The 23,771-nt window shown below is 72.8% G+C and carries 18 protein-coding genes; 14 read left to right on the top strand and 4 right to left on the bottom strand.

Translation table 11 applies throughout. From position 1 onward, the window contains the following. Window positions 1-69 precede the first annotated feature (69 nt). The 9 genes from ACGFWJ_RS10010 (at window position 70) to ACGFWJ_RS09970 (ending at window position 11,867) form a co-directional block, all read left to right on the top strand. Complete coding sequence (locus tag ACGFWJ_RS10010) at window positions 70-579, top strand: DUF6912 family protein (RefSeq protein WP_387866744.1); 510 nt, start codon at window positions 70-72, stop codon at window positions 577-579. A gap of 181 nt (window positions 580-760) precedes the next feature. Then, window positions 761-1,948, top strand: coding sequence for an MFS transporter (locus ACGFWJ_RS10005; protein ID WP_392947186.1), 1,188 nt, complete (start codon window positions 761-763; stop codon window positions 1,946-1,948). A 32-nt stretch (window positions 1,949-1,980) separates the two neighbouring features. Beyond that, complete coding sequence (locus ACGFWJ_RS10000) at window positions 1,981-2,406, top strand: heme-binding protein (protein ID WP_392947184.1); 426 nt, start codon at window positions 1,981-1,983, stop codon at window positions 2,404-2,406. Continuing rightward, entirely contained in the window at window positions 2,403-2,750 is a 348-nt protein-coding gene (locus ACGFWJ_RS09995) for a nuclear transport factor 2 family protein (protein ID WP_387647603.1), read from the top strand. Before ACGFWJ_RS10000 ends, ACGFWJ_RS09995 begins: the two co-directional genes overlap by 4 nt. 5 nt (window positions 2,751-2,755) lie before the next feature. Continuing rightward, window positions 2,756-3,583, top strand: coding sequence for an aldo/keto reductase (locus ACGFWJ_RS09990; RefSeq protein WP_392947181.1), 828 nt, complete (start codon window positions 2,756-2,758; stop codon window positions 3,581-3,583). A gap of 62 nt (window positions 3,584-3,645) precedes the next feature. Beyond that, window positions 3,646-4,302: an HAD family hydrolase gene (locus ACGFWJ_RS09985; protein ID WP_387866755.1), complete on the top strand. Its 657-nt coding sequence runs from the start codon at window positions 3,646-3,648 to the stop codon at window positions 4,300-4,302. 91 nt (window positions 4,303-4,393) lie between these two features. Then, complete coding sequence (pruA, locus tag ACGFWJ_RS09980) at window positions 4,394-6,028, top strand: L-glutamate gamma-semialdehyde dehydrogenase (RefSeq protein WP_392947262.1); 1,635 nt, start codon at window positions 4,394-4,396, stop codon at window positions 6,026-6,028. Window positions 6,029-6,320: 292 nt separating this feature from the next. Continuing rightward, the gene (locus ACGFWJ_RS09975) at window positions 6,321-11,261 is read left to right on the top strand and encodes an NAD-glutamate dehydrogenase (RefSeq protein WP_392947179.1); all 4,941 of its coding nucleotides are present in this window, start codon (window positions 6,321-6,323) and stop codon (window positions 11,259-11,261) included. A gap of 72 nt (window positions 11,262-11,333) precedes the next feature. After that, window positions 11,334-11,867, top strand: a complete 534-nt coding sequence (locus tag ACGFWJ_RS09970; protein WP_387647592.1) for a hypothetical protein — start codon at window positions 11,334-11,336, stop codon at window positions 11,865-11,867. On the opposite strand, the gene ACGFWJ_RS09965 is transcribed toward ACGFWJ_RS09970, so the two are convergent. Both ACGFWJ_RS09965 and ACGFWJ_RS09960 read right to left on the bottom strand, forming a co-directional pair. Further along, window positions 11,818-12,954: a sensor histidine kinase gene (locus tag ACGFWJ_RS09965; RefSeq protein ID WP_392947176.1), complete on the bottom strand. Its 1,137-nt coding sequence runs from the start codon at window positions 12,952-12,954 to the stop codon at window positions 11,818-11,820. The genes ACGFWJ_RS09970 and ACGFWJ_RS09965 overlap by 50 nt on opposite strands. Beyond that, window positions 12,951-13,613, bottom strand: coding sequence for a response regulator transcription factor (locus tag ACGFWJ_RS09960; protein ID WP_387647661.1), 663 nt, complete (start codon window positions 13,611-13,613; stop codon window positions 12,951-12,953). Before ACGFWJ_RS09960 ends, ACGFWJ_RS09965 begins: the two co-directional genes overlap by 4 nt. A gap of 903 nt (window positions 13,614-14,516) precedes the next feature. On the opposite strand from ACGFWJ_RS09960, the gene ACGFWJ_RS09955 reads away from it, so the two are divergent. Continuing rightward, a complete protein-coding gene (locus tag ACGFWJ_RS09955) occupies window positions 14,517-15,050 on the top strand; it encodes a M15 family metallopeptidase (protein WP_392947174.1) in 534 nt (177 codons plus the stop codon). Window positions 15,051-15,074: 24 nt separating this feature from the next. On the opposite strand, the gene ACGFWJ_RS09950 is transcribed toward ACGFWJ_RS09955, so the two are convergent. After that, window positions 15,075-17,771 (bottom strand): FtsK/SpoIIIE domain-containing protein, encoded by a 2,697-nt coding sequence (locus tag ACGFWJ_RS09950; protein WP_392947259.1) that lies wholly within the window; start codon window positions 17,769-17,771, stop codon window positions 15,075-15,077. Between the two features lie 340 nt (window positions 17,772-18,111). Here ACGFWJ_RS09950 and ACGFWJ_RS09945 point away from each other — a divergent pair, with 340 nt between their 5' ends. The 3 genes from ACGFWJ_RS09945 (at window position 18,112) to prfB (ending at window position 22,464) form a co-directional block, all read left to right on the top strand. Beyond that, window positions 18,112-19,941, top strand: a complete 1,830-nt coding sequence (locus ACGFWJ_RS09945) for a serine/threonine-protein kinase (RefSeq protein ID WP_392947172.1) — start codon at window positions 18,112-18,114, stop codon at window positions 19,939-19,941. 136 nt (window positions 19,942-20,077) lie between these two features. Beyond that, entirely contained in the window at window positions 20,078-21,325 is a 1,248-nt protein-coding gene (locus ACGFWJ_RS09940; RefSeq protein WP_392947170.1) for a serine/threonine-protein kinase, read from the top strand. Window positions 21,326-21,360: 35 nt separating this feature from the next. Continuing rightward, window positions 21,361-22,464: a peptide chain release factor 2 gene (gene prfB / locus ACGFWJ_RS09935; RefSeq protein WP_387647578.1), complete on the top strand. Its 1,104-nt coding sequence runs from the start codon at window positions 21,361-21,363 to the stop codon at window positions 22,462-22,464. 162 nt (window positions 22,465-22,626) lie between these two features. Here prfB and ACGFWJ_RS09930 read toward each other — a convergent pair whose 3' ends face one another. Further along, window positions 22,627-22,815, bottom strand: coding sequence for a hypothetical protein (locus ACGFWJ_RS09930; protein WP_387647576.1), 189 nt, complete (start codon window positions 22,813-22,815; stop codon window positions 22,627-22,629). A gap of 259 nt (window positions 22,816-23,074) precedes the next feature. Between ACGFWJ_RS09930 and ftsE the strand changes: the two genes are divergently transcribed. Beyond that, window positions 23,075-23,764, top strand: a complete 690-nt coding sequence (gene ftsE / locus ACGFWJ_RS09925) for a cell division ATP-binding protein FtsE (protein WP_387647574.1) — start codon at window positions 23,075-23,077, stop codon at window positions 23,762-23,764. The last annotated feature ends 7 nt before the right edge of the window (window positions 23,765-23,771 follow it).

The raw sequence follows: 23,771 nt of genomic DNA, 5'->3' as shown, positions 1-23,771 counted from the left end.
GCGCGGAACCGGCGGCCGCGGGCTGCGTATTCTTGACCCGTCGCACTGTGACCGAGGAAGGTGCCCCCCATGCGCGTGTACGTGCCCACCACGTTGAACGACCTGACGGTGGCGCACCCCGAGGGGGTTCTGGAGCAGAGCGTCGCGTACGCGGTGACTCCGGCGCTTCGCGAGTGGTACGTCAGCGACGACATGGAGGAGCTGGAGTACGCGGCCCTCAACCGGGCGGCGCTGTCCTCGATCCGGCTGCTGGCCGCCGACCCGAAGGCGGCGCGGCGGCGCGTCGTGGTGGCCGTCGAGGTCGCCGACTCCGCGGTGTCGCCGTTCCCGGGCGACGAGTACCAGGATCAGGCCTCGCTGGGCCGGGTGGTGCTGGCCGGCCCGATCCGGCTGGCGAAGGCCGCCTCGGTGCACGCCGACGACGCGGACGCGGACGTGGAGGCCGACGTGGCCGCCGCGGCCGACGCGATCGCCGCCGCCGACCAGGGCGACCAGGACGCGCAGTTCACCGTGGACGGCGCGGAGGACCACGAGCTGCTCTGGTTCGCCACCCAGGAGATCCCCGGTCTGATCGGCTGATCTTTCGCTCCAGGACCCCGTCACGGCCACCCGGCCGGGGCGGGGTCCTCGCGTTTCCGCGCCCACTGCTCCGACCGCCCCGTACCAGGCGCCTGCAATCATTGCGCTTGCAAGAAGATGCGTCTGCAATTATTGTCGGAGCACGTAAGGCGCATCCGCAATCGCATGGAGGTCGGCAGTCATGCCTCTCGCGCTCCTCGCCCTGGCCATCGGGGCGTTCGGCATCGGAACCACCGAGTTCGTGATCATGGGCCTGCTGCCCGAGGTCGCCTCGGACTTCGGGGTGACGATCCCCACCGCCGGCCTGCTGGTCACCGGCTACGCGATCGGTGTGGTCGTCGGCGCACCGCTGATGACCGTGCTCGGCACCCGGATCAGCCGCAAGCGGATGCTGATGCTGCTGATGGTCCTGTTCACCGTCGGGAACCTGTTCTCGGCCCTCGCGCCGAACTTCGGGGCGATGCTGGTCGGGCGGATCGTCGCCTCGCTCGCCCACGGCGCGTTCTTCGGCATCGGGTCGGTGGTCGCCGCCGAGCTCGTCGCGCCGGAGAAGAAGGCCGGGGCGATCGCCACCATGTTCACCGGGCTGACGGTCGCCAACATCGTCGGCGTGCCGCTCGGCACCTTCGTCGGCCAGAGCGTCGGCTGGCGGGCCACCTTCGCGGTCGTCGCCGCGCTCGGCGTGGTCGGACTGCTCGGCATCGCCAAGCTGGTGCCGGACCTGCCCCGGCCCGAGGGCGCGCACCTGCGCCGGGAGCTGGCCGCGTTCCGCAACGTGCAGGTGGTGCTGGCGATGGCGATGACCGTCCTCGGCTTCGGCGGCGTGTTCGCCGCGATCACCTACATCGCGCCGATGATGACCGACGTCGCGGGCTTCTCGGCGGGCGCGGTGCCGTGGCTGCTGGTGCTGCTCGGCGTCGGCATGTTCCTCGGCAACCTGCTGGGCGGCCGGTTCGCCGACCGACGGCTGATGCCGATGCTGTTCACCACCCTCGGCGGCCTGGCCCTCGCCCTCGCCCTGTTCACCGTCACCGCGCACAACGAGATCACCGCCGCGGTCACCCTGCTGGTGATCGGCGCCCTCGGCTTCGCCACCGTGCCGCCGCTCCAGAAGCGGGTCCTCGACCAGGCGCACGGCGCGCCGACGCTGGCCTCGGCCGTCAACATCGGAGCATTCAACCTGGGCAACGCGCTCGCCGCGTGGCTCGGCGGCGCCGTCATCTCGGCCGGATTCGGCGCGACCGCACCCAACTGGGTGGGCGCGGCGCTGGCCGGCTCCGCCCTGCTGCTGGCCTTCCTCTCGGCCGGCCTGGAGCGCCGCGAGGCGGCGACCCCCGCGGCCGTCCCCGCTCCCGCGCTGAACCACTGATCCACCCTCACTCCCCGTACCGGAGAAGCACCATGAGCACCACCCTCACCACCACCCCGCTCACCACCACCGACGCCGAGACCCTGGTCGCCGCCGCCCGCGCCGCCGCCGAGGCGGCCGGGGTCGCGGTCAGCGTCACCGTCCTGGACGCGGGCGGGCACCTGCTGGCGTTCCGCCGCGACGACCGGGCCGTGCTGATCTCCGGCGAGACCAGCACCCGCAAGGCGTACACCGCGCTCCAGCTGAACGCGCCGACCGCCGACCTGGTCGACCTGGTCAAGCCGGACGGCCCGTTCCACTCGCTGCCGACCGCGCTGGACCGTCCCCTGCTGTTCATCGCCGGCGGCGTCCCGGTGCACCGCGACGGCCGGCTGATCGGCGCCCTCGGCGTCGGCGGCGGCGCCCCCGAGCAGGACCACGGGTTCGCCACGACCGCGCTGCGGGAGCTCGACCGGTGAGCGCCCGCACCCCGCAGGAGGTGTTCGCCGAGCACGGCCGGCGCCTCGCCACCGGCGACCTCGACCTGATCGCCCAGAGCTACACCGAGGACGCCGTGTTCCTGACGCCCGACGGCGTCCGCACCGGCCGCGGCGGCGTCAAGCAGGTCATCGGCCGGCTGCTCGCCGAACTCCCCGACGCCGAATGGCAGCTCACCCCGCTGTTCGCCGACGACCTGCTGTTCCTCCGCTGGAGCGCCGCCACCGCCACCCGGCAGGTGACCGACGGGGTCGACACCTTCGTCTTCCGGGACGGCCTGATCCGCGCCCAGACCCTGAACTACACCCTCACCGAAAAGGCTTGATCCCCATGACCGTCCCCACCGTCACCCTCAACAACGGCGTCGAGATGCCGCAGCTCGGCTTCGGCGTCTTCCAGGTCCCGGACGAGGAGACCACCGCCGCCGTCGCCACCGCGCTGGAGGCCGGCTACCGCAGCATCGACACCGCCGCGATCTACGGCAACGAGCGCGGCGTCGGCAAGGCGCTGGCCGCGTCCGGGCTGCCGCGCGAGGAGCTGTTCATCACCACCAAGCTGTGGAACGCCGACCAGGGCTACGACGCGACCCTGCGGGCCTTCGACGCCAGCCTCGACAAGCTCGGGCTGGAGACCGTCGACCTGTACCTGATCCACTGGCCCACCCCCGCCCGGGACCTCTACCTCGACTCCTGGCGGGCGATCGAGCGCCTCGCCGCCGACGGCCGGATCCGCGCCGCGGGCGTCTCCAACTTCCAGCCCGCGCACCTCACCCGGCTGATCGAGAACGGCGGCCTGGTGCCCGCCGTCAACCAGGTCGAACTGCACCCCGGCCTCCAGCAGGCCGAACTGCGGGCCTTCCACGCCGAGCACGGCATCGCCACCGAGGCCTGGAGCCCGCTCGCCCAGGGCGCCGTGCTGGGCGATCCGGCGATCACCGCGATCGCCGAGCGCACCGGCAAGTCCGCCGCCCAGGTGGTGCTGCGCTGGCACCTCCAGCTCGGCAACCTGGTCATCCCGAAGTCCGTCACCCCGGCCCGGATCCGGCAGAACCTCGACGTCTTCGACTTCACCCTGACCGATGAGGAAATGGCCGCGATCGCCGCCACCGACCGCGGCCTGCGCACCGGCCCGAACCCGGACGAGTTCAACGCTGCCTGATCCCGCCGGCCCGGGCCCGGAATTCCGAACGGGATTCCGGGCCCCGGCCGTACCCTTGGCGGGTGCGTACACACATAGTCTGGGACTGGAACGGCACCCTGCTGTCGGACATGCCGGCGGTGCTGGGGGCCAGCAACGCGGCGCTCTCGCTGGTCGGGATCGCGCCGATGTCGCTGGAGGAGTACCGGGCGCAGTACGAGATCCCGGTCCCGCGGTTCTACCACCGGCTGCTGGGGCGGATGCCGAGCCGGGACGAGTGGCTGGAGCTGGACGACGCGTTCCACGTCAAGTACCTGGAGCTGTTCCCGAGCTGCGGGCTGACGCCGGGCGTGGAGGAGCTGCTGACGGGGTGGGCGGCGGGTGGGCGCAGCCAGTCGGTGCTGTCGATGTACGAGCACGAGAAGCTGGTGCCGGCGGTGGACGCATTCGGCCTGACCAGGCACTTCGTGCGGGTGGACGGGCGGCGTGGGGATTCCGGCGGGCGCAAGGCGGAGGAGCTGGCGGGGCACCTGGCGGCGCTGGGCGGGGAGATCGACCGGCAGCGAACCGTGCTGATCGGGGACGCGGCGGACGACGCGCACGCGGCGCTGTCGCAGGGCATCAAGTCGGTGCTGTGGACGGGCGGCTCGCACACCCGGGAGAAGCTGGTGCACGTCGGCGTGCCGGTGGTGGATTCGCTGGCGGAGGCCGTCGCGGTGGCCGAGGAGCTGTCGCGCTAGGCGTGTCACGGCACGTCAACGCGGGTACGCGCGTTCACCCTGGGAGGGGAACAGCACGCACCACCGTACGGAGCAGTTGAGCAGCATGCCGATCGACGCGGTCACCACCGTCCCCACACCCGTCAACGAGCCGCCGCGGGAGTACGCGCCGGGCAGTCCCGAGCGGGCCCGGCTGCTGCGGGTCGCGGACCTGCTGGCCGGGCAGTACACGACGCTGTCGATGACCGTCGGCGGCCGGCAGCGGATCGGCGGCGGGGAGCGGATCGAGGTGGCGCAGCCGCACCACCACGCGGCGAAGCTCGGCGTGCTGGGCAACGCGACCGCCGCCGACGTGCGGGACGCGGTGGACGCGGCGCTGGCGGCCGCGCCGGAGTGGCGGGGCCTGTCGTTCGACGACCGGGCGGCGGTGTTCCTGCGCGCCGCCGACCTGCTGGCCGGGCCGTGGCGCGAGACGCTGGCCGCCGCCACCGTGCTGGGCCAGTCGAAGTCCGTGCAGCAGGCCGAGCTCGACGTGTGCGAGCTGGTCGACTTCTGGCGGTTCAACGTGCGGTTCGCCCGGCAGATCCTGGCCGAGCAGCCGATCTCCGGCCCCGGGGTGTGGAACCGCGCCGACCACCGCCCGCTGGAGGGCTTCGTCTGCGCGATCACCCCGTTCAACTTCACCGCCGTCGCCGGCAACCTGCCGACCGCGCCCGCCCTGATGGGCAACACGGTGGTGTGGAAGCCCGCGCCGGCGCAGATGCTGGCCGCGCACTTCCTGATGCGGCTGCTGGAGGAGGCCGGCCTGCCGCCCGGCGTGGTCAACCTGGTCACCGGCGACGGGCAGGCGGTGACCGAGGTGGCGCTGCGGGACCCGGCGCTGGCCGGGCTGCACTTCACCGGCTCCACCGCCACCTTCCAGCACCTGTGGCGGGAGATCGGCCGCAGCATCGGCCACTACCGCAGCTACCCGCGGATCGTCGGCGAGACCGGCGGCAAGGACTTCCTGATCGCCCACTCCTCCGCCGACCCGGCCGTGCTGCGCACCGCGATGCTGCGCGGCGCGTTCGAGTACCAGGGCCAGAAGTGCTCGGCGCTGTCCCGGGCGTACGTGCCGCGCAGCCTGTGGCGGCGGATCAAGGACGACTTCCTCGGCGAGGTGGACGCGCTGACCGTCGGCGACGTCACCGACCTGAGCAACTTCATGGGCGCGCTGATCGACGAACGCGCGTTCGCGCGCAACCGCGACGCGATCGAGCGCGCCAAGGCCGACCCGCAGGTGGAACTCCTCGCGGGCGGCCAGTACGACGACGCGATCGGGTGGTTCGTCCGGCCGACCGTGCTGCTCGGCGGCGCCCGGCGCGGCGAGATCTTCTCCACCGAGTACTTCGGGCCGATCCTGGCCGTCCAGGTGTACGAGGACACCCGCTGGGAGGAGGCGCTGGACCGGGTCGACGCGGCCGCCCCGTACGGCCTGACCGGCTCGGTGATCGCGCAGGACCGGCGGGCCATCGCGCAGGCCGTGGAGCGGCTGCGGTTCACCGCCGGAAATCTGTACGTCAACGACAAGCCGACCGGAGCGGTGGTCGGACAGCAGCCGTTCGGCGGCGGCCGGGCGTCCGGCACCAACGACAAGGCGGGCGCGGCGCAGAACCTGCTGCGCTGGACGTCCACCAGGTCGATCAAGGAGACGTTCACCCCGCCGACCGACTACGTGCACCCGCACATGGAGTGGTCACCCGAGTGACGTACAGGACGCCCGGACGGCTTTGGACAAGGTGTCCAGGAAGGAACGATCTTCGTCCGGGATTGTGCCTCCATGTCCCCTGACACCCTGGTGCCGCCACGTTAGGCTGGCTGGCGTCGCCGGTTTCGGTCAGGCAGGCCAAACGACTTGTCGTACCCGGGTTGAGCGCGACTCATGCGTGACATGAGCGCTTTTCCACCTGGTGCGCGGGAGGATTTGCCGATGGGGCCCGGCGGTGCACCCACCGTCATCACCGAGTCACGCAACGGCGCGCGACAGGAGCCAAACAGCTATGCAGACCAAGCTGGACGCAGCCAAGGCCGACCTGCTCAAGAAGGCAGCAGCAGCCGCTGAGAACAGCCAGGTGGGGGGAGCGGCGCCCGGCGAAGGGCTGAGCAACGGCGCTCTGGCCGCCTACCTGCACCACTACTACCTCCACACGGCCCCCGAGGACCTGATCAGCCGGGACCCGGTGGACGTCTACGGTGCCGCGGCCTCCCACTACCGGCTGGGCCTCAAGCGCCCGCAGGGCACCGCCGAGGTCCGGGTGTACACCCCGACCGTGGAGGAGAACGGCTGGTCCTGCGGCCACACCGTGGTCGAGGTCGTCACCGACGACATGCCGTTCCTGGTCGACTCGGTCACCAACGAGCTGACCCGCCTGAACCGCGCCATCCACCTGGTCGTGCACCCGCAGCTGGCGGTCCGCCGCGACCTCACCGGCAAGCTGCTGGAGATCCTCGACACCGACGCGTGCAACCGCGCGCAGGCCGCCGGCGCCGAGTGGCCCGCGGACGCCGTGATCGAGTCCTGGATGCACATCGAGATCGACCGCGAGACCGCCCGCGAGGACCTGCGCGAGATCGAGACGGGCCTGCGCCGCGTGCTGGGCGACGTCCGCGAGGTCGTCGAGGACTGGACGAAGATGCGCGACTCCGCGCTCCGTCTGGCCGACGAGCTCGCCGAGCAGCCCCCCGCGCACCTGCCCGAGCAGGAGGTCGGCGAGGCCTGGGAGCTGATGCGCTGGCTGGCCGACGAGCACTTCACCTTCCTCGGCTACCGCGAGTACGACCTGGTCGAGCACAAGGGCGAGGAGGTGCTCAAGGCGGTCGCCGGCACCGGCCTCGGCATCCTGCGCGCCGACCCGCTCAGCCACGACATGGACCACCACCCGGTCTCCGAGGCCTTCGGCCGGCTCTCCGCCCCCGTGCGCGCCAAGGCGCACGAGAAGAAGCTGCTGATCCTCACCAAGGCCAACAGCCGGGCCACCGTGCACCGCCCCGCGTACCTCGACTACGTCGGCGTGAAGAAGTTCAACGCGGCCGGCGAGCCGATCGGCGAGCGCCGCTTCCTCGGCCTGTTCTCCTCCGCCGCCTACACCGAGTCGGTCACCCGGATCCCCGTGGTGCGCCGCAAGGTGCAGGAGGTCATGGACGGCGCCGGCTTCTCCGGCGAAAGCCACGACGGCCGCGACCTGCTCCAGATCATGGAGACCTTCCCGCGCGACGAGATGTTCCAGACCGCCGCCGCCGAGCTGCAGTCCGTCGCCACCAGCGTGCTGTACCTGCAGGAGCGCCGCCGGCTGCGGCTGTTCCTCCGTCAGGACGAGTACGGCCGCTACTTCTCGGCGTACGTCTACCTGCCGCGCGACCGCTACACCACCCGCATCCGGCTCGCCCTGATGAGCATCCTCAAGGAGGAGCTGGACGGCGACACCATCGACTACACGGTGTACGCCACCGAGTCGGTGCTGACCCGCCTGCACTTCGTGGTCCGGGTCGCCCCCGGCAACGAGCTGCCGCAGCTGTCCGACGCCGACATCGAGCGGATCGAGAACCGGCTCGCCGAGGCCGCCCGGTTCTGGATGGACGGCTTCAACGACCAGCTGCAGACCGAGTTCGGCGAGGAGCACGCCGCCGAGCTGGGCCACAAGTACGCCACCGCCTTCCCCGACGGCTACCGCGCCGACTACTCGCCGCGCACCGCCGTCGCCGACCTCAAGCAGATCGAATCGCTCACCGGCGAGGGCGACTTCCGCCTGAACCTGTACCAGCCGGTCGGCGCGGGCGACGACGAGCGCCGCTTCAAGATCTACCGGGTGGGCGGCCCGATCTCGCTCACCGAGGTCCTGCCGGTCCTGCAACGCCTGGGCGTCGAGGTGCTCGACGAGCACCCGTACGCGCTGCGCCGCACCGACGGCACCACCGCGTGGGTGGTCGACTTCGGCCTGCGCCTGCGCGAGGGCACCGACCTCACCGAGGAGGACCGCGAGCGCTTCCAGGACACCTTCGCGGCGACCTGGCGCGGCCAGGCCGAGAACGACCGCTTCAACGAGCTGGTCCTCACCGCCAAGCTGACCTGGCGTCAGGCCGTGGTGCTGCGCGCCTACGCGAAGTACCTGCGGCAGGCGGGCTCCACGTTCTCCCAGGACTACATGGAGGACGCGCTCGGCAACAACACCCACACCACCCGGCTGCTGGTCAACCTGTTCGAGGCCCGGCTCTCGCCGAGCCACCGCTCCGGCGGCGACGAGCTGACCGACGCCATCCTGGAAGAGCTGGCCGGCGCCCTCGACGAGGTCGTGTCGCTGGACGAGGACCGCATCCTGCGCTCCTTCCTGCACCTGATCAAGGCCACCCTGCGGACCAACTTCTTCCAGCACGACGCCGAGGGCAACTGGCACTCGTACGTGTCGATGAAGTTCGACCCCAAGGCCATCCCGGACCTGCCCGCGCCGCGCCCCGCCTTCGAGATCTGGGTGTACTCGCCCCGGGTCGAGGGCGTCCACCTGCGCTTCGGCAAGGTCGCCCGCGGTGGTCTGCGCTGGTCCGACCGGCGTGAGGACTTCCGCACCGAGATCCTCGGCCTGGTCAAGGCCCAGATGGTCAAGAACACCGTCATCGTGCCGGTCGGCGCCAAGGGCGGCTTCGTCGCCAAGCAGCTGCCGGACCCGTCGGTGGACCGCGACGCGTGGCTGGCCGAGGGCATCGCCTCGTACAAGACCTTCATCTCGGCGCTGCTCGACATCACCGACAACCTGGTCGCCGGCGAGGTCGTGAACCCGGTCGACGTGGTCCGCCACGACGAGGACGACACCTACCTGGTGGTCGCCGCCGACAAGGGCACCGCGACGTTCTCCGACATCGCCAACGGTGTCGCCCAGGAGTACGGCTTCTGGCTCGGCGACGCGTTCGCGTCCGGCGGCTCGGCCGGCTACGACCACAAGGGCATGGGCATCACCGCCCGCGGCGCGTGGGAGTCCGTCAAGCGCAACTTCCGCGAGCTCGGCGTCGACACCCAGTCCGAGGACTTCACCGTCATCGGCATCGGCGACATGTCCGGCGACGTGTTCGGCAACGGCATGCTGCTGTCCGAGCACATCCGCCTGGTCGCCGCGTTCGACCACCGGCACATCTTCCTCGACCCGAACCCGGACGCAGCCGTCTCGCACGCCGAGCGCCAGCGCCTGTTCAACCTGCCGCGCAGCTCCTGGGACGACTACGACAAGTCGCTGATCTCGGCCGGCGGCGGCGTGTTCCCGCGCTCCGCCAAGTCGATCCAGCTGTCCGCCCAGGTCCGCGAGGTGCTCGGCATCGAAGCGGCCAAGCTGACCCCCGCCGAGCTGATGAAGGCCATCCTGCAGGCCCCCGTGGACCTGTTCTGGAACGGCGGCATCGGCACCTACGTGAAGGCCTCCACCGAGACCAACGCGGAGGTCGGCGACAAGGCCAACGACCCGATCCGGGTCAACGGCACCGACATCCGCGCCCGCGTCATCGGCGAGGGCGGCAACCTCGGCTGCACCCAGCTCGGCCGGATCGAGTTCGCCTCGCACGGCGGCCCGCAGTCCAGCGGCGGCTGGATCAACACCGACGCCATCGACAACTCGGCCGGCGTGGACACCTCGGACCACGAGGTGAACATCAAGATCCTGCTCAACCAGGTGGTCGCCGACGGCGACATGACGGTCAAGCAGCGCAACACCCTGCTCGCCGAGATGACCGACGAGGTCGGCCGCCTGGTGCTGCGCAACAACTACGCACAGAACGTGGTGCTGGCCAACGCCGTCGCGCAGGCCGCCAGCATGGTCAACGTGCACGCCCGCATGATCAACCGGCTGGAGTCCAACGGACAGCTCGACCGGGCGCTGGAGTTCCTGCCCACCGAGAAGCAGATCCGTGAGCGCCAGCAGGCCGGCCGCGGCCTGTCCCAGCCCGAGCTGTCGGTGCTGCTGGCCTACACCAAGATCACCCTCGCCGAGGAGCTGCTCGCCACCGACCTGCCCGACGACCCGTACTTCCGGGACGTGCTGCACCAGTACTTCCCGTCCGCGCTGCGGGCCCGGTTCGCCGAGCAGATCGACAACCACCCGCTGCGCCGGGAGATCATCACCACGCTGATCGTCAACGACACGATCAACCGCGGTGGCTGCACCTTCGCGTTCCGCCTCCGCGAGGAGACCGGCGCGACGATGGAGGAGATCGCCCGCACCCACGCCGCCGCCCGCGCGGTGTTCGGCCTGGAGCAGCTCTGGGACCAGGTCGAGGGCCTCGACAACCAGGTCGGCGCCAAGATCCAGACCACCATGCGGCTGCACGCCCGCCGCCTGGTCGAGCGCGCCACCCGCTGGATGCTGGGCAACCGCCGCCAGCCCCTCGACATCGCCGGCACCATCGCGTTCTTCCACGACCGGGTCAACCAGGTCTGGGACTCGCTGCCCAAGCCGCTGCGCGGCGAGGACCTCGCCTGGTACGAGTCGGTGTACCAGAGGCTGTCCTCGGCCGGTGTGCCGGAAGACCTGGCCGGCCGGATGGCCGGACTGTCCTCCGCGTTCCCGACCCTCGACATCGTCGGTGTCGCGGACCGCTCGGACGCGGACGTGATGGAGGTCGCCGAGCTGTACTACGACCTCGGCGACCGCCTGGAGATCAGCCACCTGCTCGACCGGATCATCGAACTGCCGCGCACCGACCGGTGGTCCTCGATGGCCCGCGCCGCGATCCGCGAGGACCTGTTCGCCGCGCACGCCGCGCTCACCTCCGACGTGCTGGCCGCCGGACCGGCCGGATCCAGCCCCGAGGAGCGCTACACCGAGTGGGCCGAGCTCAACGGCAACCTGCTCGGTCGGGCCCGCACCACCCTCGACGACATAAGGGGTTCGGACAACTACGAGCTGTCCAGCCTCTCGGTCGCCATGCGGGTCATCCGCACCCTGCTGCGCGCCGGTCGCTGACCGCACCACCCCGAAGGGGTCCCGGGCAACCCGCCCGGGGCCCCTTCGGGCGTTCCCGGCAGAATGACCCGCATGAGCGATTCTGCGTTCGACCGGCTCACGGACCTGCTCGGCGAACCCGACAGGCAAGCGCCGCACGGCAGTTGGGACGCTGCCGAGACCTACCTCGGGGTCCGGTTGCCGAGCGGCTACAAGACCTTCGTGGACCGCTGGGGCCCCGGCACCCTGGACAGCTTCCTCACCGTCCTCGGACCGGTCGACGGCACCGCGGACGAGGCCCGCGGGCTGTGGGGGGTGTGGTACGGCTCGCAGCCCGGCCAGACACGCAACCACGACATCGACCCGTTCCCGTACCACCCCGAGCCCGGCGGGCTGATCGGCTGGGGAGTCGACAAGTACGGCGGCGCCTGGTTCTTCCTCGCCCAGGGCCCCGACCCGGACCGCTGGCCGATCGCCGTGGTCAGCGACACCGGCCAGTGGTACGCCACCCGCGGCACCTTCCCCGAGTTCCTGCTGCGCTGCCTGGAACGCGAGAACTACCCGCTGTTCCTCGACATCACCTGGCCGCGACCGCAGCCCCACTACCTGCCGTACCGGGCAGACTGAGCACCACCGTCAACCCACCGTCCGGGTTGCCCGCCAGCCGCAACTGTCCGCCGTGCGCCTCGGTGACCGCCGCGACGATCGCCAGCCCCAGGCCGTGCCCGCGCCGCACCGGGCCGCGCTGTGCCGTCCGGCCGCTGCCGCGCAGGAACGGCTCGGTGAGCGTGGCGACCACCGAACTGTCCAGCACCGGGCCGGAGTTGCGCACCGTCAACTGCACCCGGCCCGGATGCTGCCGGTCCGGGCCGGTGGCCAGCTCCACCCGGCCGCCGGACGGCAGGTTGTGCCGGACGGCGTTCTGCAGCAGGTTCACCGCCGCCTGCCGCAGCAGCACCTCGTTGCCGGCGGCCGGGGCCGCGGACAGCTCCGCACTGACGGCCACCCCCAGCTCGGCGGCCTCCGCGGCCACCGCCGCCAACGCCTCGCGGGCCGGCGCGGACAGCTCCACCGGCGCCGACTCCGGGACGCGGTGCGGGAGTTCGGCGAGCTGCAGCAGCGCCTCGGTGACCTCGATGCCGCGCCGGTTGGTGTCCAGCAGCCGGTCCACCAGCCGCGGCCAGTCCTGCCCCGCCGGGTCGGCCGCCGCCACCTGCAGCATCGTCCGGTCGATCGCCAGCGGCGTCCGCAGCTCGTGCGAGGCGTTCGCCGCGAAACGCTGCTGCGCGTCGAACGCCCGCTCCAGCCGGGCCAGCATCTCGTCGAACGCGTCCGCGAGCTCGGTGAACTCGTCCCGCGGCCCCGCCAACGCGATCCGGTGCCCCAGATCCCCGTCCGACGCCCGCCGCGCCGCCGCCGTCACCTCCTGCAACGGCCGCAGCACCCGCCCCGCCACCAGCCAGCCGCCCGCCATCCCCACCGTCGTCAGCACCGCCAGCGCGTACGCCTCCGCCGTGAGCAGCGAGCGCAGGATCTCCTGCCGCGACGGGGCGTCCGAGCGGTAGCGCGGATTCGCCGACGTCAACGGGTAGTTGGGGACGTACTTCATGCCGACGTACACCACGCCCAGGCAGAGCGCGCCGGTGGTCACGGTGAACAGCGTGTAGCTCAACGTCAGCCGCAGCCGGGCGGTCAAGCGGCGCGGGCGGCTCACGCCGCGTCCAGGCGGTAGCCGACACCCGGCACGGTGTGGATCACCCACGGCTCACCGAGACGCTTGCGCAGACCCGAGATGGTGATCCGCACCGCGTTGGTGAAGGGATCCGCGTGCTCGTCCCAGGCCCGCTCCAACAGATCCTCCGCGCTCACCACCCCGCCCCGCGCCGCCATCAGTACCTCCAGCACCGCGAACTGCTTGCGAGGCAACGCCACATACCGCCCGTCCCGGAACACCTCGCGCCGGAACGGATCCACCCGCAGCCCCGCGAACTCCAGCACCGGCGGCGCGGACTGCTCCGGCCGACGGGCCAACGACCGCAGCCGCACCACCAGCTCGGCCAGGTCGAACGGCTTGGTCAGATAGTCGTCCGCGCCCAGCTCGAACCCCGCCACCTTCTGATCCAGCCGCGACGCCGCCGTCAGCATCAGCACCCGGCAGCCCAGCCCCGCCGCGACGATCCGCCGGCACACCTCGTCACCCGACACCCCCGGCAGGTCCCGGTCCAGCACCACCACGTCGTACCGGTGCACCCCCAACCGCTCCCACGCCGCCTCGCCGTCCCCCGCCACGTCGCACGCGATCGCCGCCAACCGCAACCCCGCCTGCACCGCCTCGGCGAGGTACACCTCGTCCTCCACCACCAGCACCCGCACGCACAGCTCCGCTCGTCGACGATTCGGACATCCATTGAACCCGACACCGCATGTCGAAAACGTATGCCCGCCACCCGCCACCCGCTGCGCTGGGCCGGCGCGGGAACCGGGGGGGCCAGGCCGGGGTGGCCGGTCGGGCGGTAGCCGCTGCGCGGGGTGGCCGGGGGGATGTGGTGGGTGTCGAAGACGTATACCTGCCTCCACCGCCCGCTGCGCGGGGCCGGTGCGGGTGTTTTGTGTGCCGCTGCGCGGGCTCGGTGGGCGGGGATGTGGTGGGTGTCGAAGACGTATGCCTGCCTCCGCCACCCGCTGCGCGGGGCTGGCGCAGGCGGTTTGTGTGCCGCTGCGCGGGCTCGGTGGGCGGGGATGTGGTGGGTGTCGAAGACGTATGCCTGCCACCCGCTGCGCTGGGCCGGCGCGGGAACCGGGGGGGCAGGCCGGGGTGGCCGGTCGGGCGGTACCCGCTGCGCGGGGTGGCCGGGGGGATGTGGTGGGTGTCGAAGACGTATGCCTGCCTCCGCCACCCGCTGCGCGGGGCCGGTGCGGGTGTTTTGTGTGCCGCTGCGCGGGCTCGGTGGGCGGGGATGTGGTGGGTGTCGAAGACGTATGCCTGCCACCCGCTGCGCGGGGCCGGCGCGAGAACCAGGGGGCAGGCCGGGGTGGCCGGTCCGGCGGTACCCGCTGCGCGGGGTGGCCGGGGGGATGTGGTGGGTGTCGAAGACGTATGCCTGCCTCCGCCACCCGCTGCGCGGGGCTGGCGCAGGCGTTTGTGTGCCGCTGCGCGGGCTCGGTGGGCGGGGATGCGGCGGATGTCGAAAACGTATCCGGAAACGCAGACGCCCTCGCAACACCGTCCGCCCTGCAATGGACCCCGGAAGCACGTGTACGGAGCAGGAGGCAGAGATGCGGAAGACCACGCGGCGGACGATCACCTCGGTGGCGGCGGTGACGGTGCTGGGGGCGGTGGCGGCGTTCGTCGTGGGGGGATCGGACCAGGTGCGGGCGGCCGACGGCGAGCTGGCCGCCGGTGTCTCGGCGAGCCCGTTTGACGACGGCTCGGCGGCGGTGAGCAGGCTCGACCCGGCGCTGCTCGCCGCGTTGCGGGCGGCGGCCACGGACGCGAAGGAGCAGGGGATCGAGCTGCGGGTCACTTCGGGGTGGCGGAGCCGGAGCTATCAGCAGCGGTTGCTGGATGCCGCGGTGGAGAAGCACGGCAGTCTGGAGCTGGCGCGGCGGTACGTGAACACGCCGGAGAAGTCCTCGCACGTGTCGGGCAAGGCGGTGGACGTCGGGCCGACCGACGCCGACGACTGGCTGAACCGGAAGGGCGCCAAGTACGGGCTGTGCCAGGTGTTCGCGAACGAGATGTGGCACTTCGAGCTGCTGACCACGCCGGGCGGCCGCTGCCCGTCGCAGCTTCCGGACGCCGCCGGCTGAGCGGTGCCCGGAAGCCTGAAGCGGTCAGCTCTCGGTGGCTCGGCGGAGGGCGGAGGCGAGCAGGGCGAGGTCGGTGGGGCCGTTGCCGAGTTCGCGGACGGGGCGCGGGGACGGGGCGGCGCCGTGGTCCTCCAGGCGTTGGGCGACGACGGTGGGCCGGAGCGTCGCGGTGCGCGGGATGCGGCCGCTGACCCGGGCGCCCTGGAAGGCGGTGACGGCGCCGTCGGGGCGGCGCAGGTAGCCGCGGCCGGGGGTGGTGCCGGGCAGGGCGGCGGCGTCGGGCAGGTCGATCAGGAGGTCGGAGTCGCCGGGCTGTTCGGTGCGCAGGGCGATCCGCAGTTGCGCGGCCTCGTCGAGTTCGGTGTCGGCGGTGCTCTCCGGCGAGCCGGTGGTGGCGATGACGTGCACGCCGAGGCGGGCGCCGCGGGTGGCGGCGGCGGCCAGCGCGCGGGCGAGCGGGCGGCCGCCGGGGGAGGCGGGGCCGAGCAGCGCGTCGTAGTCGTCGACGACGACGATCAGGCGGGCGGGGGCGTCGGCGGACGGGGCGTCGGGGGAGCGGCGGGGTTCGACCACCCGGACGCGGTCCGCGGCGGGGCCGCCGACCAGTGCCGGGGTTTTGTCGAAGATCTGCCGGGTGTGCCACTCGGTGAAGCTGAGGCCGTCGAACAGGGCTTCGCGGTGGGCGAGTTCGTCGAGCAGGCGTTCGGCGGCGAGCAGTGCGCCGCGCGGGTCCTCGGCGGCGTTGACGTGGTCGGTGACGTGCGGCAGGTCGGTGCAGCCGGCCAGGCCGCCGTCGTCGGCGCGGTCGCCGTCGATCATCAGCAGGGCGAGACGGTCGGGGCGTTCGGAGACGGCGAGCGAGGCGGCGAGGGCGCGCAGCAGTTCGGACTTGCCGGAGCCGGGGCCGCCGCCGATGAGCAGGTGGTCGCCGTCCTCGGCGAGGTCGACGGCGCAGGTCTCCTCGCCGGCCGCGCCGCGTGCGGTGCCGAGCAGGGCGGCGGCGGCGCCCGCGCCGGCGGGCAGCGCGTTCCAGCTCTCGGCGAGCCGGGCGGGGGAGAGCGATTCGGAGCGCAGCAGGTCGAGCAGGCGGAGGGCTTCGGGGAGCGGTCCGCGGGCGGCGTGGTCGGCGTCGGTGGCGGCTTCGCGGAGCGGGGCGAGGGTGCGGGCGAGGCGTTCGGCCCAGGCGGGGGAGACCGCGTCGAGGGCGATGTCGGTGAGGTGTTCGCGGGCGCCGCCGGCCGGCCGGTCGAGGGTGAGGCGGGTGGCGACCTCGCCGGTGATCAGGCCGAACGCGCCGAGCCCGGTGGGGAGTTCCTCGGGGACCTCGGCGAGGCAGAGGACGAATACGCCGGCCGCGGGGCCCTGCCGGAGCAGCAGGCCGAGGGCGCGTCGGCCGGCGTCGGTGCCGGGATCGCCGTCGACCAGGACGACGGTGGCGGGCGCGGCGGCGGTGGCGGAGGCGAGTTCGGTGAGCCGGGCCTCGGCCTGTTCGGGGCCGAGGCCGTAGAGGAGCCGGCAGGCCTGGCCGTGGGCGGGCCGCAGGTGGGGCAGCCACTGGGCCCAGGACCAGTCCTCGGCGTGGTGCTCGGGGGCGATCACGACCAGGGCGAGGCCGCTGGGCGGGTGCAGCGCGGCGAGCTGGGCGAGCACGGCGCGGGCCAGGCCGGCGAGGCGGTGGCGCGGGCCGGCCAGGCCGAGGCTGCCGGCGGTCTGCAGGTCGACGGTGGCGGGGACGGCGGGCAGCAGGGTGCCGGGGGCGGTGCCGGGGCCGCCGGGGAGGTCGGCGGTGCCCAGACGCAGGGTGAGCGCGTCGGGGTGGTCGGGGCCGCGTTCCCACAGCCGGGGGCCGGTGCCCAGGGCGGCGAGCAGCAGCGCGGCCGGGTCGGGCCAGCGTTCGCGCTGGTTGGCGGCCTGCCGCAGGCGGGCGGTGGCGTGCTGGCGGTCGGTGTCGACGGCGGGCGGCTCGGGGCGGGTGCGGCGCAGCCAGCGGCCGCGGCCGCTGCCGGGCTCGGCGGGCGGTTCGGCGGGGGGCGGGGGGCCGGCCGGGCGGCCGGGTGCGGTGCGGGCGGTGGGGCGGGGGGCGAGCCGGAGCCGGCCTTCGCCGTCGGGGGTGGTGCTGCGGGTCGCTATGTCGGCGGGGTGGGCGAGCTGGAGGGTGGATTCGCCGATCCGCAGCAGTGCGCCGGGCGCGAGTTCGGCGCTCTCCTCGCGCAGGTAGCGCTCGTCCAGCAGGGTGCCGTTGGTGGAGCCGAGGTCCTGGACGGTGGCGTGGCCGTCGGCGGTGAGGTGGAGGGCGAGGTGCAGCCGGGACACGTCGGGGTCGTCGAGCGGCACGTCGGCCTCGGTGGAGCGGCCGATCCGGATCCGCTCGCCGTGCAGGCGGTGGACGCCGCCGGCGTCGGGGCCGCCGACGACGCGGAGTTCGGCGGCGGGGTGGCCGGCGGTGTCCCCGGTGTCCGGGTCGGGCTCGCCGAGGGCGAGGACGGCGCCGTCGATCAGCGGGGGGTGGCCGATCGGGAGCTGTTCGTCCAGGCGCTGCTCACCGGCGTACAGGTGGATGTGGGTGGCGGAGCGTGGTCCGCGGACGCCGACCGCGCCGGCCAGCGCGGTGGCGACGGCGCCGAGCGTGGTGCCGACCGGTGCGGTGACCAGGACGTCGGCAGAGCTCCCGGGGCTGGTCGGGCCGCTGCGCGGTCGAAGGACGGTGAGCCGGATCTGCATCACGCCCGGGGTCCCTTCTGCACACGTGTGGTGCCTGCCATCCTGCCACTCGGGACGGACAGTCCGCGCACGGTACCGGATTTGACGATCTTGCGATCATCGCCATGGTGAATCCGACGCCGAGTCAGGTCAAGGAGACCCCGGCGCCCCAGGTGGCCGACAGTGCGCGACGGGCCCCGGCAACACCTCGGAAACCCGCGCGGGCACCGTTAGAGTTGCCGAAAACCGGGAGCCCTCGCGCGCGGGCGGATCCCAAAGGCCCCGGCGCCGTTCACGGGAACGGGGGAGTGCCGGAACGCGGCCCCGCAGCGGGCGCGGGGTGACCGAACGGAGTGCACAGGTGCGGCCTGTCGGAAGCAAGTACTTGCTCGAGGAGAGCCTCGGACGCGGAGCGACCGGCACGGTCTGGCGCGGCCGGGTGCGCGAGGATGTCGCCGTGCCGGGCCTGCAGCCCGGCCAGGCCGTCGCGGTGAAGGTGCTGCGCGAGGAGCTCGCCGCCGACCCGGACGTGGTGATGCGCTTCCTGCGCGAGCGCTCCGTCCTGCTGCGGCTGACCCACCCCAACATCGTGCGCACCCGCGACCTGGTGGTGGAGGGCGAGCTGCTCGCCCTGGTGATGGACCTGATCGACGGCCCCGACCTGTTCCGCTACCTGCGCGAGTCCGGCCCGCTGTCGCCGATCGCCGGCGCGCTGCTGATGGCGCAGATCGCCGACGCGCTGGCCGCCAGCCACGCCGACGGCGTGGTGCACCGCGACCTGAAGCCCGCCAACGTCCTGCTGGCCACCCTGGTGATGGACGGCGGCGAGCAGATGTACCCGATGCTCACCGACTTCGGCATCGCCCGCCTCGCCGACTCCCCGGGCATCACCCGCACCCACGAGTTCGTCGGCACCCCCGTGTACGTCGCCCCGGAGTCCGCCGACGGCCGCCCGCAGACCGCCGCGGTGGACGTCTACGGCGCCGGCATCATGCTGTACGAACTGGTCACCGGCCGCCCGCCGTTCCAGGGCGACAACCCGCTGGCGATCCTGCAGGCCCACCTCGCGCAGGAGCCGCAGCGCCCGCGCACCATGCCCGAGCCGCTGTGGACGGTGGTCGAGCGCTGCCTGCGCAAGGACCCGGCCGAGCGGCCCACCGCCGTCTCGCTGGCCGAGGCGCTGCGGGTGGTGGCGGCCGGCATCGGCGTGCACTCCTCGCCCGCCGCCGTGGACGCCGCCCTGTCGGTCGCCGCCCTGCTGGTGCCCGACCCCGCGCTCGCCCCGCCCGCGCCGGCCCACGACCCCGCGTTCGGCGGCAACGGGTACGACCCGGCCGCCGCCACCCAGGTCATGACGCACAGTCAGGCCGTCCAGGGCGCCGAGGACCGCACCCAGCTGATGAGCCCCCAGCCGCCCGCGCCGCCCGCGGACCGCACCAGGGTGATGCCCGCGATGCCGCCCGCGCCCGAGCAGCCGCCCGCGCAGCCGGACGGGCCGCACCCGTGGCAGACCCAGCTGCAGGCCGCCCGGGACCGCAACGAGCAGACCCGGATCGGCTACTTCGAGCCGGAGGACCTGGCCGACCCGCAGGTCGCGCCCCGCCCGTACCAGGCCGGCCAGTACCCGCCGCCCGGGCAGCGCCCGCCGGTCGCCCCGCCGCCGTACCAGGCCCCGCAGCCCGGCCCGCCGCCCGGCGGCGGCCGGTACGCCCCGCCGCCGGGCCCGTACCAGCCGCAGCAGGGCCGGCACCCGCAGCAGGGCGGGCACCCGCAGCAGGGCGGCGGCCGGCCCGGCGGCCAGTACCCGCAGGGCCGCGGTGGTCGCCCGCCGGTCGCCCCGCAGCCGTACCAGGCGCAGCAGCCCGGCCCGCCGCCCGGCTACGACGGCCGCCCGCAGGGCCACGCGGCGCCGCAGCGCCGGCCCGAACCGGCCCCGCCGCGCCGCCAGGAGCCGCCGTACCGGGAGCCGGAGCCGCCCCGGGCGCGGGAGCGCGAGCCGCGCCCGCGCAGCCGCAACCGGATGTGGATCCCCGGCCTGGGCTGCGCGAAGGGCTGCCTGCTGGTGCTGGTGGTGCTGGCGCTGGGCTGCCTGGCGCTGTGGAACTTCACGCCGCTCCCGGACTACTGGCACAACGTGGTGGGCTGGTTCGATTCGGCGAAGTCCTGGATCGGCAGCCATACCGGCAACTAGGTTTGACGCTTTGTCGACACTCCGACGAAATTCCTCCGGATCGGAACCGCTCCGGGGGCCCTCCGCGGCCCCCGGAGGTCGCTCGGGCGCGTAGGTTGTTCCGCGAGCACCGACCTCACGAGCCCACGGAGCAGCATTGGCACGCAAGATCGGCAGCCGGTACACGGTCCACCAGGTGATCGGCCGCGGCTCGGCCGGCACGGTGTGGCTCGGCGAGGGCCCGGACGGGCCGGTGGCGGTGAAGCTGCTGCGCGAGGACCTGGCCGCCGACCAGGTCCTGGTCGGCCGCTTCGTCCAGGAACGCACCGCACTGACCTGCCTCGACCACCCGCGGGTGGTCGGCGTGCACGACATGGTGGTGGACGGCAGCGACCTCGCCCTGGTGATGGACCTGGTCCAGGGCACCGACCTGCGCACCCGCCTGGAGCGCGACGGCGTGCTCGACCCGCTGGTCGCCGCCTCGGTGATCGCCGACGTCGCCGACGGCCTGGCCGCCGCGCACGCCGCCGGCATCGTGCACCGCGACGTCAAGCCGGAGAACGTCCTGCTCGACCTGGCGGCCCCGCCCGGCCCCGGCGGCGCCCCGCGCGCCAAGCTCACCGACTTCGGCATCGCCCGCCTGGTCGACGCCCCCCGCCGCACCCGGGCCACCCGGATCATCGGCACCCCCGACTACCTGGCCCCCGAGATCATCGAGGGCCTGGAGCCGCGCGCCGCCGTCGACATCTACGCCCTCGCCACCGTGCTGTACGAACTGCTCACCGGCACCACCCCGTTCGGCGGCGGCCACACCGGCGCGGTGCTGCGCCGGCACGTCACCGAGAACGTCCCGCCGGTCGAGGGGATGCCGGACGGCCTGTGGCGGATCATCTCCGAATGCCTGGCCAAGGCCCCCGCCTCCCGGCTGCGGGCCGCCGAACTGGCCTCCCGGCTGCGCGAGCTGCTGCCCGAACTGGCCGGGGTCGGCCCGCTCGCGGTGCCCGCCCAGCGGACCGCCACCGAGGAGGCGCCCACCCCCGGCGAGGCCGTCTACGCCGAGGCGGAGACCGGCCGCGGCACCCACCGCCGCCGCCGCGGCCCCGCCGTCCCGCTGGTGCCCGGGCCCACCCCCGACTCCACCCGCGACACCCACACCAGCCTGCGCCGCCCGTCCGCCGGGGAGCTCGCCTCCTACGCGGAGGAGTCCCGCGCCCAGCGCACCCAGCCCGCGCCCGCCCACCGGCGCACCCGGGCCCAGCAGATCCGCCGCCGCCGCACGCTGGCCGTGCTGATCGCGGTGATCCTGCTGCTCGCGGGGGCCGCCGCCGCCTGGACGGCGTTCGCCGCCGAGCCCCCCGCGTCCACCGCCGGAGCCGTCCACACCACCTGGTACCCCCGGTTGTAGCCGAGCCCCCCCGGCGAACCATTACCCTTGTGGGCGTGGCAGCCGTCGATCCTTCCGAAGAGCTCAAGAACCTCGACTCGACCATGTCGTCGATCGAGGCAGTCCTCGACCTGGACAAGATCCGGGCCGACATCGCAACCCTGGAGGAGGAGGCAGCCGTCCCCACCCTGTGGGACGACGTCGCGAACGCGCAGAAGGTCACCAGCCGGCTCTCCTTCCTCCAGGGCGAGCTGCGCAAGGTGGAGTCCCTGCGCGGCCGGGTCGAGGACCTGGGCGTCCTGTTCGAGCTCGCCGAGGCCGAGGACGACGCGGACACCCGCGTCGAGGCCGAGAACGAGCTGGAGGCCGTCAAGAAGGCCGTCGAGGAGCTGGAGGTGCGCACGCTGCTCTCCGGCGAGTACGACGCCCGTGAGGCCCTCGTCAACATCCGTGCCGAGGCGGGCGGCGTCGACGCCGCCGACTTCGCCGAGCAGCTGATGCGCATGTACCTGCGCTGGGCCGAGCGGCACGGCTACCCGACCGAGGTCTACGACACCTCGTACGCCGAAGAGGCCGGCATCAAGTCCGCGACCTTCACCGTCAAGGCCCCCTACGCCTACGGCACCCTCTCCGTCGAGCAGGGCACCCACCGCCTGGTGCGCATCTCCCCGTTCGACAACCAGGGCCGCCGCCAGACCTCCTTCGCCGGCGTCGAGGTGCTCCCCGTCGTCGAGCAGTCCGACCACGTCGACATCGACGAGGGCGACCTGCGCATCGACGTGTACCGCGCCTCCGGCCCCGGCGGCCAGGGCGTCAACACCACCGACTCCGCGGTCCGCATCACCCACCTGCCCACCGGCGTGGTGGTCTCCTGCCAGAACGAGCGCTCGCAGATCCAGAACAAGGCCTCGGCGATGAACGTCCTCCAGGCCAAGCTGCTGGAGCGGCGCCGCCAGGAGGAGCGCGCCGCGATGGACGCGCTCAAGGACAGCGGCAGCTCCTGGGGCAACCAGATGCGCTCCTACGTCCTGCACCCGTACCAGATGGTCAAGGACCTGCGCACCGAGCACGAGGTCGGCAACCCGCAGGGCGTGCTGGACGGCGACATCGACGGCTTCATCGAGGCCGGCATCCGGTGGCGCAAGCAGCGCGAGAGCTGACACTGCGAGGGAGGAGGCCGGCTGAGATGAACATCAGGCGCAGCATTGAAGCCGGCATCCGGTGGCGCAAGCAGCGCGAGAGCTGATACCGCTAATGCGAGCATGAGAAAGGGCCCCACCGCTTCGGCGGTGGGGCCCTTTCCGTGTTCTCGGTTCTGGGGATCAGCGGGCGAGCAGCGCCAGCGCGATCAGGGCGGCGCACAGGACGGCCAGTAGCACCGTCGGGTTGAGCGTGGCGAACGGCCCGTGCTGCTCCTGCTGGAGCCGGGCGCGGTTGGCGCGACACACCGGGCAGCGGCCGTCGATGACGCGGCCGTTGCAGTTGGCGCACACCAGTTGGTCGCAGGTCATGCGTGTCCTCCTTGCTGCATAGCCAACGTGCCGGAGGCGGCTTCGGTTCCGACTCCCTACCACTCTGCCAGGTTCCGGACACCTGGGCCCCCGGAGGGGAAGGGTTATCGAGCTGTGACGTAGCTCGCAATTTCGGGTCCGAACCGGAACCGAAGCAGACGAAATTCCCATGGGTAGCCGCATGGTTACTGCGGGTACGCAAGGGCATCGCGTAAGGTCACTGGCTCCGATCCACCTAGGATGGCCCCGTGATGCAGCCGTGATCAGATTCGACAACGTCTCCAAGACCTATCCCAAGCAGAACCGTCCGGCCCTGGACAACGTCTCGCTGGAGATCGAGAAGGGCGAGTTCGTCTTCCTGGTCGGCTCGTCCGGTTCGGGCAAGTCGACGTTCCTGCGCCTGTGCCTGCGCGAGGAGCGCCCGTCCACCGGCGAGGTGCACGTCCTCGGCAAGGACCTGGGCAAGCTCTCCAACTGGAAGGTGCCGCACATGCGGCGCCAACTGGGCACCGTCTTCCAGGACTTCCGCCTGCTGCCGAACAAGACCGTGGGGCAGAACGTGGCGTTCGCCCTGGAGGTCATCGGCAAGCCGAAGAGCGCCATCAACAAGGTGGTGCCCGAGGTGCTCGACCTGGTCGGCCTCGGCGGCAAGGAGGAGCGGATGCCCGGCGAGCTGTCGGGTGGTGAGCAGCAGCGTGTGGCGATCGCCCGCGCGTTCGTGAACCGTCCGATGCTGCTGATCGCCGACGAGCCCACCGGCAACCTCGACCCGCAGAACTCGGTCGGAATCATGAAGCTGCTGGACCGGATCAACCGGACCGGCACCACCGTGCTGATGGCCACCCACGACCAGGCGATCGTCGACCAGATGCGCAAGCGCGTCATCGAGCTCGACAAGGGTCTGCTGGTCCGTGACCAGGCCCGCGGCGTCTACGGCTACCAGAGCTAGAAGAGAG

Source organism: Kitasatospora sp. NPDC048407, assembly GCF_043200475.1.
Classification (GTDB): Bacteria; Actinomycetota; Actinomycetes; order Streptomycetales; family Streptomycetaceae; genus Kitasatospora.
This window is presented reverse-complemented; position numbering and strand designations above follow the sequence as displayed.